This window comes from Cyanobium sp. ATX-6F1 (assembly GCF_047395825.1).
GTDB lineage: Bacteria > Cyanobacteriota > Cyanobacteriia > PCC-6307 > Cyanobiaceae > ATX-6F1.
Genome location: NZ_JBCEBF010000001.1, coordinates 1252526 through 1265992, shown reverse-complemented (window position 1 = coordinate 1265992; position 13467 = coordinate 1252526). Strand labels below are relative to the sequence as shown.

Annotated in this window: 14 protein-coding genes and 1 pseudogene; 7 read left to right on the top strand and 8 right to left on the bottom strand. The window is 64.7% G+C overall.

The window, feature by feature from the left end; all coding sequences use genetic code 11:
• Window positions 1-93: 93 nt before the first annotated feature.
• Both gcvH and AAF143_RS07505 read right to left on the bottom strand, forming a co-directional pair.
• Window positions 94-483 (bottom strand): glycine cleavage system protein GcvH, encoded by a 390-nt coding sequence (gene gcvH, locus AAF143_RS07510; RefSeq protein ID WP_255007925.1) that lies wholly within the window; start codon window positions 481-483, stop codon window positions 94-96.
• 13 nt (window positions 484-496) lie between these two features.
• A pseudogene (locus AAF143_RS07505) lies at window positions 497-1762 on the bottom strand (aminotransferase class I/II-fold pyridoxal phosphate-dependent enzyme).
• A 103-nt stretch (window positions 1763-1865) separates the two neighbouring features.
• Between AAF143_RS07505 and AAF143_RS07500 the strand changes: the two are divergent.
• Window positions 1866-2807 carry an acyl-CoA desaturase gene (locus AAF143_RS07500; RefSeq protein ID WP_255007922.1) on the top strand — a complete coding sequence of 314 codons (942 nt, stop codon included), beginning with the start codon at window positions 1866-1868 and terminating at the stop codon, window positions 2805-2807.
• Here AAF143_RS07500 and AAF143_RS07495 read toward each other — a convergent pair.
• Window positions 2759-3556, bottom strand: a complete 798-nt coding sequence (locus tag AAF143_RS07495; protein WP_255007920.1) for a hypothetical protein — start codon at window positions 3554-3556, stop codon at window positions 2759-2761. The two genes, AAF143_RS07500 and AAF143_RS07495, sit on opposite strands and share 49 nt — an antisense overlap.
• A gap of 52 nt (window positions 3557-3608) precedes the next feature.
• On the opposite strand from AAF143_RS07495, the gene AAF143_RS07490 reads away from it, so the two are divergent.
• The 3 genes from AAF143_RS07490 (at window position 3609) to dnaB (ending at window position 6671) form a co-directional block, all read left to right on the top strand.
• Window positions 3609-4544, top strand: a complete 936-nt coding sequence (locus AAF143_RS07490) for an acyl-CoA desaturase (protein WP_255007919.1) — start codon at window positions 3609-3611, stop codon at window positions 4542-4544.
• A 43-nt stretch (window positions 4545-4587) separates the two neighbouring features.
• On the top strand, window positions 4588-5046 hold the full coding sequence (gene rplI / locus AAF143_RS07485; protein ID WP_255007918.1) for a 50S ribosomal protein L9: 459 nt from the start codon (window positions 4588-4590) through the stop codon (window positions 5044-5046).
• A gap of 182 nt (window positions 5047-5228) precedes the next feature.
• Window positions 5229-6671 (top strand): replicative DNA helicase, encoded by a 1443-nt coding sequence (dnaB, locus tag AAF143_RS07480; protein WP_255007916.1) that lies wholly within the window; start codon window positions 5229-5231, stop codon window positions 6669-6671.
• Here the strand turns inward: dnaB and AAF143_RS07475 are convergent.
• From AAF143_RS07475 to AAF143_RS07455, 5 genes are all read right to left on the bottom strand, one after another.
• A complete protein-coding gene (locus tag AAF143_RS07475; protein WP_414026710.1) occupies window positions 6631-7287 on the bottom strand; it encodes a glutathione S-transferase family protein in 657 nt (218 codons plus the stop codon). The two genes, dnaB and AAF143_RS07475, sit on opposite strands and share 41 nt — an antisense overlap.
• Before the next feature lie 64 nt (window positions 7288-7351).
• On the bottom strand, window positions 7352-8455 hold the full coding sequence (locus tag AAF143_RS07470) for a hypothetical protein (protein WP_255007913.1): 1104 nt from the start codon (window positions 8453-8455) through the stop codon (window positions 7352-7354).
• Window positions 8456-9029: 574 nt separating this feature from the next.
• The gene (locus AAF143_RS07465) at window positions 9030-9338 is read right to left on the bottom strand and encodes a chaperone modulator CbpM (RefSeq protein ID WP_255007910.1); all 309 of its coding nucleotides are present in this window, start codon (window positions 9336-9338) and stop codon (window positions 9030-9032) included.
• Window positions 9331-9852, bottom strand: coding sequence for a DnaJ C-terminal domain-containing protein (locus AAF143_RS07460; RefSeq protein ID WP_414026709.1), 522 nt, complete (start codon window positions 9850-9852; stop codon window positions 9331-9333). The genes AAF143_RS07465 and AAF143_RS07460 overlap by 8 nt, the downstream gene beginning before the upstream one ends.
• Window positions 9849-10301 carry a DnaJ domain-containing protein gene (locus AAF143_RS07455; RefSeq protein WP_414026708.1) on the bottom strand — a complete coding sequence of 151 codons (453 nt, stop codon included), beginning with the start codon at window positions 10299-10301 and terminating at the stop codon, window positions 9849-9851. Before AAF143_RS07455 ends, AAF143_RS07460 begins: the two co-directional genes overlap by 4 nt.
• A gap of 512 nt (window positions 10302-10813) precedes the next feature.
• Between AAF143_RS07455 and AAF143_RS07450 the strand changes: the two genes are divergently transcribed.
• The 3 genes from AAF143_RS07450 to AAF143_RS07440 all read left to right on the top strand — a co-directional run bounded on the left by AAF143_RS07450 (window position 10814) and on the right by AAF143_RS07440 (window position 12986).
• Entirely contained in the window at window positions 10814-11722 is a 909-nt protein-coding gene (locus tag AAF143_RS07450; RefSeq protein WP_255007908.1) for a hypothetical protein, read from the top strand.
• A gap of 187 nt (window positions 11723-11909) precedes the next feature.
• Window positions 11910-12599 (top strand): TerB family tellurite resistance protein, encoded by a 690-nt coding sequence (locus tag AAF143_RS07445; protein WP_255007907.1) that lies wholly within the window; start codon window positions 11910-11912, stop codon window positions 12597-12599.
• Between the two features lie 39 nt (window positions 12600-12638).
• Complete coding sequence (locus AAF143_RS07440; RefSeq protein WP_255007906.1) at window positions 12639-12986, top strand: hypothetical protein; 348 nt, start codon at window positions 12639-12641, stop codon at window positions 12984-12986.
• The last annotated feature ends 481 nt before the right edge of the window (window positions 12987-13467 follow it).

Genomic DNA, 13467 nt, shown 5'->3' with positions numbered 1-13467 from the left:
AGACGCGGTGGGCCCGATGTGCCGAACGAGAAAGGCTCCAGAGCTCACACCGCAGGATCAAAGGTGGCGGGATCCTAAGGAATCTCCAGGGGGTCAGGCGCCTTCCACCTTGGCGCGGTAGCTGGGGCCATCGAGCAGATCCTCCAGCTGGGCGGCATCGCTGGGACGCACCACCAGCAACCAGCCCTCGCCGTAGGGGTCGTTCTGGAGCTCTTCGGGGCTGGCGAGCACCGACTCGTTGCGGGCCTCCACCGTCCCGCTGATCGGGGCGTACATCTCCTCCACCGCCTTCACCGATTCCACCGTGCCGAAGCTGCTGCCCCGCTCCAGGGCGCTGCCCACCTCGGGCAACTCCACGAAAACGATGTCGCCCAGTTGATCGACGGCAAAGGCGCTGATGCCGATGCGCATCAGCTCGCCTTCGGGGCGCACGAATTCGTGGCTGTCGGCGTAGCGGAGGTCGTCGGGGAAGCTGGGGGCCATCGCGGTGAGGCGATCAGGTGCCCCCCAGTGTGACCGACGCAGCCCTCAGGGGCTCCAGGGCAACGAGCGCCCGCTCCAGGGCGAGCTCGGCATGGCTGCGGTGGGTGCCCCCTGGGCGAAGAGCACGTAGGGCTCCCGCAGGGGCCCATCGGCGGAGAACTCGCTGGTGCTGCCGTCGATGAAGGTGCCGCCGGCCATCACCAGCTCGCTGGCATAGCCAGGCATCGGGGCGGGCACCGGGTCGAGGTAGGAGCCCACGGGGGAGCAGGCCTGAAAGGCACGGCAGACGGCGATGAGCGGCTCGGGGGCCCCGAAGCGCACCGCCTGGATCAGATCGCTGCGGTTCCCGGCCGGCAGCGGATGGACGGCATAGCCCAGGTCGCTGAACACCGCCGCCACCAGCTCGGCGCTGATCAGGGCCTCGGCCACCATCTGGGGCGCCAGGAACAGCCCCTGGAACAGCAGCCGGTGCAGGTCGAAGCCCGTTCCCCCTCGCTGCCGATGCCCGGGGCGGTGAGGCGGCAACAGGCCTGCTCCACCAGCTCGGCGCGGCCGGCCACATAGCCGCCGGTGGGGGCGATCGTGCCCCCCAGGTTCTTGATCAGCGAGCCCGCGATCAGGTCGGCCCCCACGGCGGTGGGCTCCCGCTCCTCCACCAGCTCGCCGTAGCAGTTGTCGACGAAGCAGACGCAGCCCGGTTGCAGGGCCTTGACCCACTCGATCAGCCGGCCGATCTCCGCCACCGCCAGCGATGGCCGCCAGCTGTAGCCGCAGCTGCGCTGGATCAACACCATCCGCGTCGGCACGGAGAGGGCATCCGCCAGGCCGGCCCCATCCACGGCACCGCTGGCGCTGAGCGGCAGTTCGTCATAGGTGATGCCGAATTCGGCCAGGGACCCCTGGCCCGAGCCCCGCAGGCCGATCACCTCCTCAAGGGTGTCGTAGGGGCGGCCTGTGATCGACAGCAGCCGATCCCCGGGCGCAGCACGCCGAACAGGGCGGCGGCGATGGCGTGGGTGCCGCTGACGAACTGCAGGCGCACGGCGGCGGCCTCGGCCTGCAGCACGCGGGCGAAGACCCGATCGAGGGTGTCTCGGCCCAGATCGCCATGGCCATAGCCGCTCACGGAGGCGAAATGGTGGGTGCCCAGGCGCTCAGCGGCGAAGGCCGCCAGCACCCGCTCCAGCCGCGGCCGCACCGCCGCCGTGCGCTGCGCCGCCAGGGGCGCGACCCGCTCGATCGCCGCGGCCACCCGCTCGGCCGCCCAGCCCGTGCCCATGAACTCCATGTCTCAACCGCGGCCATGGTGCCGCGCCAGGGAGAGTCGCACCGGTAGATTTCTGCGCCATAGCCCTCGGCAGAGAGTTCATTTGGTCGCCGTCATGAATGAAGGCAGCCGCCTTTCCGAGGCCCAGGAGGCCCGGATGCGCGCCGCCGTTAACGCCCCGAGAGAGCGGCTGCCCCGGGATCAGCGGATCTACAAGCTGGGCACCACCGGGTTCATGCTGGCGATCCACGTGGGAGCCGTGGCGGCGCTGCTGCCGATGTTCTGGAGCTGGCAGGGGGTGGCCGCGCTGGCGGTTCTCTACTGGGTCACAGTGATCGGGGTGACGCTGGGGTTGCACCGGCTGGTGGCCCACCGCAGCTTCGTGGCCCCCAAGTGGGTGGAGCGCGTCCTCGTGGTGATGGGCACCCTGGCCTGCCAGAGCGGTCCGATCGAATGGGTGGGGCTGCACCGCCACCACCACAAGTATTCAGACCAGCCCAACGACCACCACGACGCCGCCCGGGGCCTGTGGTGGGCCCACAGCGACTGGATGCTGCACGAGATCCCGGCGGTGCAGCAGGTGGAGCGCTTCACCGGCGACCTGCAGCAGGACGGCTTCTACATCTGGCTCGACCGCTGGTTCCTGCTGCTGCAGGTGCCCATCGGCCTGGCCCTCTACTGGTACGGCCAGCACGCCAATGTCCATGGCGGCGGCCTGGGGCTGGTGCTCTGGGCGATCCCCCTGCGCCTGGCCATCGTCTATCACGTCACCTGGCTGGTGAACTCAGCCACCCACGCCGTCGGCTACCGCAATTTCGACTGCCCGGATCTGTCACGCAACTGCTGGTGGGTGGCGATCCTCTCCTTCGGTGAGGGCTGGCACAACAACCACCACGCCCACCCATCGAGCGCCCGCCACGGCCTGCGCTGGTTCGAATTCGACATCACCTGGCAGCACATCAAGCTGCTGCGGGCCCTGGGCTGGGCCAAGCGCATCCGCGAAGCCCGTTACAGCCCCGCCTTCGGGGCCAAGGTCGGGGCGACCGCCAACTCCTGACGGATCGCCGCCGCCAGATCACCGCCGCCCGTCTGCTCCAGCAGGCGGGCTTTTTGGCGCAATAACTCCAGGAACAGATCGGCGCTGAGCTCCTGCTCGGCCGCGACCCCCAGGGCGGTGAGGGTGCGGTGCAGGTCCAGCAGTTCGCCGTCGAGTTCGGCGGCGGTGTAGTCGCCCTGGCCGGCGATCACGGCGGCGAAGCGCTCGCGCCGCTGGCGTTTCTCGGCCGGATAGGCCGCCAGCAGCTGCTCCTTGCAGGCCCGCCAGGGGCGGCCGGCGGTGAGCAACTGGGCCAGGGCGGCGCTTAAGGGCGCGGCCTCGGCCTCGGCGATGCGCAGGTCGAAGGCGGCGGGCAGGGGCTCAAGGCCCACGAAGATCGCGAACAGCTCGGCAGGACCGAGCACCTGAGCGTCCTCGCCGGCCAGGGCCAGGGCGGAGGTCTGCAGGGCCGCGAGCAGATCGGGATGGCGCGCGAGCGGATCGGCCAGCGCCGGGCTGAGCGCCCCGGAGCGCACCTGCTCGGCCAGCAGCCGGTTGACGCCGCCGAGGGCCAGGAACACCTCCGGGCCGGGGGAGGCGAGCTTGCGGTTGCGCAGATTCGAGAGCTGGGAGTTGTGGATCCGGCCCAGGTCAAAGACCTCAGCGAGGCCGGGCAGCACACGGTGGGACCAGCCGTTGCGCTCATGCCAGGCCCTGATCAGATGGGCAAATGCCTCGCGCCCTGATGCGAGTTGGTCTTGATATCCCACGCGATACGGATTCGTACTGTTACTATTTTATCGATCGATCAGGAGTCGGCCCATGACGGCCTCCGTCGCCCTACCGCCCACCGCCCTGCGCCAGGCCCGTGCCCTGCACCAGCCCCGCCGCGGCGAACCCCAGCCCCTGGTGCCCAAGGGCGCCCACTGGGTCACCATCGGCTTCATGCTGGTGATCCATGTTCTGGCGCTGGTGGCGCTGCTGCCCCAGTTCTGGAGTGTGCCCGCCGCGGCCAGCTTCCTGGTGCTCTATTGGCTCACCGCCTGCCTCGGCGTGACCATCGGCTACCACCGCCTGCTCAGCCACCGCTCCTTCAAGGTGCCCCGCTGGCTGGAGCGTTTCTTCGCCACCTGCGGCGCCCTCAGCTGCCAGCACGGTCCGATCGACTGGGTGGGGATGCACCGCCATCACCACAAATTCTCTGATACGGAAGCGGATCACCACAACAGCCACAAGGGCTTCTGGTGGAGCCACATGGGCTGGATGTTCCATGAGATCCCGGCCATGGCGGCCGTGCCCCGGCTCACGGGCGACCTGGCCCGCGATCCCTACCACCGCTGGCTGAACAAGAATTTCCTGCTGCTGCAAGTGCCCCTGGGCCTACTGCTGTTCACCATCGGCACCCTCACCGGCACCGGCGGCTGGGCCCTGGTGCTCTGGGGCATTCCCCTGCGCCTGGTGGTGGTCTACCAATGCACCTGGCTGGTGAACAGCGCCACCCATAAGTGGGGCAAGGTGACCTACGAGAGCGGCGATGGCTCCCGCAACAACCCCTGGGTGGCGGCGCTCACCTTCGGCGAGGGCTGGCACAACAACCACCACACCTTCCCCCATTCAGCCCGCCACGGCCTCAAGCCCAGCCAGCTCGACCTCACCTGGCTGCACATCCGAGCGCTGCAGCGCCTCGGTCTGGCCACCGCGGTGCGCCTGCCCGCCGAAGGGCCCGCCGGCGAGAGGGCCGTTCGGGTCGTGGCTTAAGGTTGCCAATCGCCTCACCGCAGCACGTTCCGCAGGAAGATCCATGGCCAAGCGCGTATCCGTCGTCCTCAGCGAAGACGTCCTGAGCCTCGGGAAAGACGGCGATCTGGTGGAGGTAGCCCCCGGCTACGCCCGCAACTTCCTGCTCCCCACCGGCAAGGCCCTCGCCGTCACCCCAGCGGTGCTGCGCCAGGTGCAGCACCGCCGCGCCAAGGAAGCCGAGAAGCAGGCCGCCCTCAAGCAGACCGCCATCGATTTCCGCACCGCCCTCGACACCATCGGTCGCTTCACGGTCAAAAAGCAGACCGGCGGCGATGACGTGCTCTTCGGCACCGTCACCAACGGCGACGTGGCCGAAGCGATCGAAGCCGCCACCAAAAAGGACGTCGAACGCCGCGACATCACCGTGCCCGAAATCCACCGCACCGGCACCTACAAGGTGCAAATCAAGCTCCACCCCGAAGTGGTCGCCGAAATCAACCTCGAAGTCGTCAGCCACTGAGGCCCCACAGGGGCCCTCGATGGGTTGAAGCAGAAGATCCGGGCTCCGTTGGGGGTCCGGTTTTTTGCGGCAAGAAGCCGCTAGGGCGGCGCTCCGGTGGCCCTTTGGGATGGCGTGGGATTGGCGGGGGATTGGCGTCTGGGGCGACAGGATCCAGGGGCCATCGGCCCTAGGTTGAGCCGATGGCGCACGCTCCTCTCCACGATCCAGACGGCCCAGAACCCCTGGGCGGCAACACCGTGACGCCCGCCTTCCGGCGGCGCAACCAGGGTGGGGACGAGGCACGGTTCGAGGCCCTGCCCGATTCGGTGCCGCCCCAGAACCTGGAAGCCGAAGAGGCGGTGCTCGGGGGCCTGTTGCTCGACCCCGACGCCCTCGGCCGCATCGCCGACGTGCTGCGGCCGGAGGCCTTCTATCTCAGCGCCCACCGCGAGATCTACCGCACCGCCTTGATGCTGCACGGCCAGGGCAAGCCCACCGACCTCACCGCCATGGCCGCCTGGCTGGCGGATACCGGTGTGCTGGAGAAGGTGGGTGGCACCAGCCGGCTGGTGGAGCTGGTGGAGCGCACCCTCTCCACCGCCTCGATCGACCAGGTGGCCCGCCTGGTGATGGACAAGTATTTGCGGCGGCAGCTGATCCGCTCCGGCAACGAGGTGATCCGCCTCGGCTTTGATCAGAGCAAGCCGATGGAGCAGGTGCTCGATGAGGCCGAGCAGCAGATCTTCGCGATCAGCAACGAGAAACCCTCGGTGGGCCTGACCCCCACCGCCGAGATCCTCACCAGCACCTTCAACGAAATCGAGAGCCGTTCGCTCGGCACCGCGGTGGCCGGCATCCCGGTGAACTTCTACGACCTCGACGCGATCACCCAGGGGCTGCAGCGCAGCGATCTGATCATCGTGGCCGGGCGGCCGGCGATGGGAAAAACCTCGATCGTGCTCAACATGGCCAAGAACGTCGCCCAGCTGCACCAGCTGCCCGTGTGCGTGTTCTCGCTGGAGATGAGCAAGGAGCAGCTCACCTACCGGCTGCTGTCGATGGAGGTCGGGATTGAGAGCGGCCGGCTGCGCACCGGACGCCTGCACCAGGAGGAATGGCCGCTGCTGGGCCAGGGCATCAACACCCTGGGCCAGCTGCCGCTGTTCATCGACGACAAGCCCAACTCCGGGGTGCTGGAGATGCGCTCCCTCTGCCGGCGGCTGATGGCGGAGCAGGGCAAGGAGCTGGGGCTGATCGTGATCGACTACCTGCAGCTGATGGAGGGCTCCAGCCCCGACAACCGGGTGCAGGAGATCTCGCGGATCACCCGGGGGCTCAAGGCCATGGCCCGCGAGCTGAACGTGCCGGTGATGGCCCTCTCCCAGCTCAGCCGCGGGGTGGAATCACGCACCAACAAGCGGCCGATGCTCAGCGACCTGCGCGAATCGGGCTCGATCGAGCAGGACGCCGACCTGGTGCTGATGATCTACCGCGACGAGTACTACAACCCGGAAACGGCCGATCGCGGCATCACCGAGGTGATCGTGACCAAGCACCGCAACGGGCCGGTGGGCACCTGCAAGTTGCTGTTCGAGCCCCAGTTCACGCGCTTCCGCAACCTGGCCGCCCCCGTGGGGCACTAGGGCTCGATGCCGTGCACGGCCAAGGCCGCCTGCACGCCGGGATCCGAGACCATGCGGGCGTAGAAGCGATCCACGGCAGGCCAGGGGGCGAGGCCCCCTCGATCACGCGTCCCACCCAACGCAGCATCGGCACCGCGTAGGCATCCACCAGGGTGAGCTGCTCGCCCACGAAGGTGGTGCGTTCGCTCAGGTGGGCGTCCAGGGTGGCCAGGTGGCCCTTCACCAGCTCCACGGCCGCCGCCTTCACCGCCGCTTGGGCCGCTACGGAAGGATCGGTGGTGTAGCGGCCGGGGACGAACAGGGGGAAGAAGGCCGGGTGGAAATCGCCGGTGAAGAAGCACGACCACTGCAACACCCTGGCCTGGTTGGCCGGTTCAGGCCCCCCGAGCAGATCCCCGCGGCCGGCGCTCTGGGCCAGATGCTGCAGCACCGCCCCCGCCTGGGTGATCACCTGGCCATCGGCAAGCTTCAGGGCCGGCACCGCCCCGGAGGCATTGATGGCGCGGTAGCTCGCATCCCGAGGGGCGTTGATCGCCTCGTAGGGCGCACCGATCCACTCCAACAGGATGTGGGGAGCGAGGGCGCAGGAGCCGGGGCGGTAATAGAGCGTGACCACGGCAAACACCAGAGGTTGCCCCGACCCTAGGGAGGGCTCCGGCGGCGGGGCCCATGGCCGCTGCTCACTGGGGCACCCAGAACGTGCAGAGAGCTCCGGTGCGGCCACCGTCGCTCAGCTGAACGCAGGCGGCGTGGCTGGTGCGTGGCCGGTTGAGCAGGACGTCGGTGTGATGGGAGGAGCTGAGCCAGAGGTTGAGCACGCGCTCGGGGTTCCAGCGGCCACTGGGCACCGGGCAACCGAGCACCTCGCTCACCGGTCGCAACCGGCCAGCGGCGGAACGGGCCTGGAACGCCTGCCAGGCCCCCAGGTCGTGGTCGCAGGAACCCGTCGCGATCAGCTGCCGCAGCACGGGCTCGGCGTAGGCGGTGTTGGCGGCCGCCAGGGTGACCGGCAAGGACTGCAGCGGGGCGCGGCCGTTGCCGGTGCGGACGCCATTGATCAGGCTGACGATGGGATCGCTGGACGGCGCCGGGGCGCTGGAGGCCAGGGAGCGGGCCAGGCGCGCCAGGGCCTCTCCATCGGGCAAGGGTGAACGGAACCCCTGAACCAAGGGGCCCTCGAGGATCTCCCGCAGGGCGGCGGCGCTGAGCAACTGGCGGCTGAGCAGGGCGCCACTGGCTGAGAGCCGCACCCGCTCTCCCGCCAGCACGGCCACAGGCGGCTCACCCGTGGGGACGCCCTCGCGCAGGGTTTGCACCGCCACCGTCCCCTCCAACACGCTGAGCTCCAACTCGCCAGAAGCGAGCAGATCGAGCACGTAGTTGGTGCCGCGCACACTCATTCGGCTGGAGCGCGTGCAGGCGTTCTGCTTACCCGACACCAACACCTGGCCGGCCCCGAGCAGGAAGCAATCGCTGCCCAGGCGCAGCCTGGAGAAACGGTTGAGGCGGCCGGAGGCGCCGCTGGAGAAGGCGAGCTGGGCGCGGCTGTCCCCGGTGCTCACCTGCTGGGGGCTCTGGGCCCTGGCCCCCACCCGCACCTGGCGCTCCTCGATGGCGACCTGGCGGCCATCGAGGATTTCCTGGACCGTTGCTGTTGAAGAGGAGGCCGTTGAAGTGGGAGCCGTGGAAGGAGCGGCGACGGTGGGGACGGCCCACAGCAACGCCAGGGCAGGAACCAGCGCCCGCAGGCCGCGGCGGATCGACGCTGGGGTGTTCGCCGTCATCAGATCTGAGGAGCGTCAGGCGAATCCCCCAGTGGGGGCAAAAATGGTGCTGGTTCCTGGGACGGGAACATCTGCAATTCCGGCATCGACTCCTGCAACTCCTCATTGGCTGCGGGGGTAAATCCAGGCCACCGGTGCCATCGGAGGGAGACAGATCCCCAGCCAACAGTTGGTCAGGACTTAGATCGAGGCTGGCGATCAGCAGGAGGGAGATAACGAGATGGCGCAGAAGACACATCCGGCGGATCCAGGCGATCGACATGACCGGGATGCAGCGATCGTTCACCCTAGAGGGCCTGCACTGGCCCCAGGGCGGATGCCGGAGAAGGGAGTTTGCCTTGAGCACGCAATCTTGCGCCCCTGAAGAGAACTTGCGCGGCTGAACTCATCCCTGCGCAGCGACATGGCCGTTTCGTGGCGGCCGGACAACAAACAACAACCCGAATGATCACGATGCAGAAATAAAGGAATGCACCCCCAGCACGATCTCCAGGGCAGAGTGATTCAGGGGCAGATCCAGCAGCAGGGCGCCGGCGAGGCCCAGGCTGCGGCAGAGGCCAACGGGCTGATCCCCTCAGTGGGGCTGGCTGGCTTCCAGCACCCGCAAGCGCCGTTCCAGCTGCTCGATCCGCTCCAGGTAGGTGAGCGCCAGGGCCATGCCGGGGGTGTTGAGGCCGAAGTCGTCGCGCAGGCGGGCGGCGCGGCGGGCCTGGACCACGGTGCGCGAGTAGAAGGCATAACCCGTGAGGCCGCTGCAGGTTTCAAGCACGCCCAGCTCGACCAGCTCGATCACCTCGGCCTGCACCAGGCCGGTGCTCGCGATCAGATCGTCGAGGTCGATCGCCTCCTCGGGACTCGACGGGTTCAAGGCGAATTCAGACATGGCTGGGTTCTCCGGTGAGGTGGGCACGGGGATCGAAGCTGGAGCTGGCGGCGAGCTCTTCGAACAGCTGCTTCTCCTTGTCGCTGATCACGCTGGGGGTGACGATCTGGAGCACGGCGAAGAGATCACCCGCCCCCTCGCCGCGCCGGGGCAGACCCTTGCCGGCCAGGCGCAGCTTCTGGCCGCCGCGGGCGCCGGGCTTCACGGTCAGCTTCAGGCGCCCATCAAGGGTGGGCAGCTCGATCTCGGCGCCGAGCACCGCCTCCCAGGGGGCGATCGGCACCTGCAAATAAAGATCGTGGCCAGCCACTTCGAAGCGGGGATGGCGCTCCAGGCGGATGTCGATGTAGAGATCCCCCGGCTTGCCGCCCCCCAGCCCCGGGCCACCCTTGCCCGGCACGCGCAGGCGCTCGCCATCGCTGACCCCCTTGGGCACGCGCACCCGGGCGGTGTGGGGGCGGCGCTGCACCCGGCCGTCGTCCCCCAGCTCGGCGACGCTGAACTCCACGCTCACCTCGGTGCCCGTGGCGGCGTCCTCGAGGCTGAGGCTGGTGGCGATCTCGAAATCCTGGCCGCGGCGGGGGCCCGCCCGCCACCCCCCGGTCGCTGGGGGCCGCCCGCCCCGCGCGGGACGCTCCCATGGAAGCCGATGCGCTCGAGCAGTTCGGCCAGGTCGATGTCCTCGCCGGGGGCACCCTGCCAGAAGCGGCTGTCCCATTCGGCGCTGGGCTGCACGTTCTCGCCCGGGCGGTGGCGGCCGAGCTGGTCGTAGGCCTCGCGCTTCTGGGGATCAGAGAGGGTCTCGTTGGCCTCGCTGATCGCCTTGAAGCGCTCCTCGGCGTCGGGCTCCTTGGAGACATCCGGGTGGTAGCACCGCGCCAGGCGCCGGTAGGCCTTGCGGATCTCCTCGGCCGATGCGCCCCGCTCCACCTCCAGGGCGGCGTAGTAGTCGACGTAGTTCATGGCGCCTCAGCCGTGCGCCGGGCCGCCGAGGGAACCTGAATCCACACGGCCATGGGGCAACGGCGGGGGACGCTCCATCTTTGTAGCGCGCTGGGCGGTTGGAAAGACCGGCAGGGGCGGCCGATGCCGAACGGCTGGGCCTGGCCCATCCCCCAGTGACGCAATGTCTGCGGTCTGGCGTGTCGATGGGGAGGGACGTTGGAGCTGGGGTGCCCACGACGTCAGGTCAGCTCAAGGACACCCAGCACCACTGCAGGCCCGGGCCCAGGGGTTTGTCGATGAGCCTCCGTGCATCGACCTCCCGATCGCCGTTTTGTAGTGTCGCGAAAAGGGCTCAGCGGGTTCGCGAAACAGTGGTTCGTTTGGAACCAAGCAGGCGCAGATCCATCGGGGCGCAGACGTTCGCGCTAAGTGGGCCTAAGGCTTCCTGCGAGTTGGACGGGCAAACGCTCAGTGGCTAGCGTTGTTCTGGGAAACGGCGAAGATCTAGCTAGCCTGCGAATAAAGCCAATATGACTACCAACGCTGATTTGCTACGGACAATTCAAGATGGCGCAGTATCTGCAGACATGCCTGTTGGCGAATTACTTCGACGTTGTCAAGTCCTCGCGGCGCGCCAAAAGATACCCGACCTAGGCATGTGGGTTCAAAACGAGCTCAATGGATATCCCGAAGATGCCGAACTGCCTAACTATCGTGTTCTTTCCGGGCTTGCGATGGGTGACTTCATGGGGCCATTCGGTAGCGCTATTCGGAACAGTGTACTCCCTGCAAGCAATCTTCCAGATGAATTAAGACACTGGGCGCGCGAGGCGAAATTCCGTCATCCGATTGCAACTCTCGAAGAAATCGCTCGTCGCAAAGATGATCATCTTCTCTGTGCATGGCCAGGAGATCTCATCGCCATGGTTCAGAGGGACTTCTACGAAAACATGGCACTTGCCCAAGCATGGCTGAGCATTTCCAAGAGCACGATTATCGGAGCGATCGAGTCGGTTCGGAATCGGATTCTTACTTTCGCACTTGAGGCCGAATCAGTGATTGAGCTTGATGGAATCGACCTGCCGAACTCAAGTGCCGCATTATCTCAGGTCTTTCATACGGTGGTGTATGGAAACATTGGTAATATCGCACAAGCAAGCACACAAGTCACTCAGTCAGCAGGCGTAGCTCCCGGGGACTTAGAGTGTCTTATTCGCGAGCTTTCAAGGCTTGGCGTTAGCCCTAATGATTCAGGCGACTTAAGGGAGGCAATTGCAGAAGATGGCCAGCCCAAAGGGGAGAAGCTAGGCGCTCGCGTCGCGGGCTGGGTCGGAGGCATGATCGCAAAGGCTATGGCTGGCACTTGGACAGTCGCGACAGCCACGGCGACGACGGTGCTACCTAAACTCATTGCTAAATACTATGGACTGCCTGAGTAGACCCCTCTAACATCAAGATTCAGAAGACGGGTGCGTGGTACATTATAAGTGCAGAGAGATATGCCAGCTTCTGATCTTAGCGTTAGCCATCCGAGGCATAAAATATACAATAACTGCATAACGCATCAAAAACGCTGACGACACACGCCTTCCGATGTAAGCTTGTTGCATTGCTTGGATTAGCATAATGACTGAGGCACCGAAGCACCCCCTTCTCGCCCACCCCGAAGAGGCAAGGATTGCTTATCTGTCACTTCTTGCCGAACTATGCTTTATAGATCGCATCTTTGACGAACAAGAGCGTAAACACCTAGATACTGAGCTTTCCAAGCTTGACATTTCTGACCAAGGCAAAGCAAGGGTTTATGCTGCTGTTTACGATTTAAAGGATTCGCATCGCGAAGCAATCCTCGCTGGGATTAAGGCTCTTGGCAGCTCGGATCTCCGTTTCACATTGATTTCAGATCTATTCTTAATGTCTCTTGCCAATGGCTACATCTCAGTTGAAGAGCAGGAGCATGTCATCCGTCTTGGACGTCACCTGGAGCTTAAAGATGATCAGATTCAGGCGATTAAGCAGGTTCAATTTAATCTTTGGCAGATTCGCAATACCCCAAGTGATTCAGACTCCTTTAACAATCTGATCAAGGAATGTGCCGCAAGCCTCGCTGGTGTCGGCGTTCCTGTTGCAGCCGTCGCTGCATCTGGCTCTGTCTTCGGCCTTAGCGCTGCGGGCATTACCTCTGGCCTGGCGGCATTAGGCGCTCTCGTCGGAGGAGGCATGCTTGCTGGCACTGTCTTGGTGGTACCTGTTATTGCCGCAGGCTCAATCTGGGGTGTAAAGGTACTTGTTGACCTCATAGCCAAAGATAACTAACATATTGCCATTCTTCATCCTTCCTCTTTGGATATCATCATGAGTGACTCATCAATTCCCCATGTTTCAGCTATGAATACAGGTGGAGTGCTTGCAAAGGGGCTTATTGATAATCTGCCCGTAATAATAGATGGATTCAGAGATGTCTATGCCTTGAGGTCAAAAGAAGAGGCATTCCGGGCAGCTCTTCAGGCTCGGTGTACTGAACTTCAGATCAATAGCCAAAACTTCAGCATCCTGGTAGCCTCCCTCACAGAGCTGTCGAAAAACGAATCTGCCGACGAAGAGACAAAGGTCATGTTTAGGGAGATGATTCGCAGCCTCTTCGATCTTTTTGCAGATCGCTCTCGCCAGTCTAATACTTTTTCTGACTTCATGAATCGCTGAGCCGAATCATGTGGGGAATAAATCCAGTTGTCGTAGCCCAGATCCTAGGTACCGTGGTTTCAAAAGACATTTTCTCGCGCCGTCACGGAGTACCTAAGATGATCATTAACAAAATAACAATTCATATTGCACAAAAGGAGATTGAGCTTGCCAAAGCGATGGCTAGATCTGTCGCGCGACAAGACAAAGACTTGTACGAAGAACTAAAGCGTGATTTGCGTACTACTATCTCAGAGGTTGACTTTCAGCAGATCTTCTCGGACTGATCAGATGCTGCAGATTACCTGCTCGGAAGACGGGCAACAGAAGCAGATCGCATTGGACAATATTTTCAATTTAAGTATAGAATTTACTCCAATAGTTGCGTCCCGTCAAGGATCAACCAGCATCACCTTGCACTAGCTACCTCCAGCAAGATCCTTCTCCTGCATTTTAATATTCGGCCTGATGATGACAAGAGTTAAATGCAAATAAACCCGTC

Bases quoted from the DNA above. Each gene is read 5' to 3' on its own strand.
- gcvH (WP_255007925.1), bottom strand. From the start codon at position 483: ATGGCCCCCAGCTTCCCCGACGACCTCCGCTACGCCGACAGCCACGAA.
- AAF143_RS07500 (WP_255007922.1), top strand. From the start codon at position 1,866: ATGAATGAAGGCAGCCGCCTTTCCGAGGCCCAGGAGGCCCGGATGCGC.
- AAF143_RS07490 (WP_255007919.1), top strand. From the start codon at position 3,609: ATGACGGCCTCCGTCGCCCTACCGCCCACCGCCCTGCGCCAGGCCCGT.
- rplI (WP_255007918.1), top strand. From the start codon at position 4,588: ATGGCCAAGCGCGTATCCGTCGTCCTCAGCGAAGACGTCCTGAGCCTC.
- dnaB (WP_255007916.1), top strand. From the start codon at position 5,229: ATGGCGCACGCTCCTCTCCACGATCCAGACGGCCCAGAACCCCTGGGC.
- AAF143_RS07470 (WP_255007913.1), bottom strand. From the start codon at position 8,455: ATGACGGCGAACACCCCAGCGTCGATCCGCCGCGGCCTGCGGGCGCTG.
- AAF143_RS07465 (WP_255007910.1), bottom strand. From the start codon at position 9,338: ATGTCTGAATTCGCCTTGAACCCGTCGAGTCCCGAGGAGGCGATCGAC.
- AAF143_RS07455 (WP_414026708.1), bottom strand. From the start codon at position 10,301: ATGAACTACGTCGACTACTACGCCGCCCTGGAGGTGGAGCGGGGCGCA.
- AAF143_RS07450 (WP_255007908.1), top strand. From the start codon at position 10,814: ATGACTACCAACGCTGATTTGCTACGGACAATTCAAGATGGCGCAGTA.
- AAF143_RS07445 (WP_255007907.1), top strand. From the start codon at position 11,910: ATGACTGAGGCACCGAAGCACCCCCTTCTCGCCCACCCCGAAGAGGCA.
- AAF143_RS07440 (WP_255007906.1), top strand. From the start codon at position 12,639: ATGAGTGACTCATCAATTCCCCATGTTTCAGCTATGAATACAGGTGGA.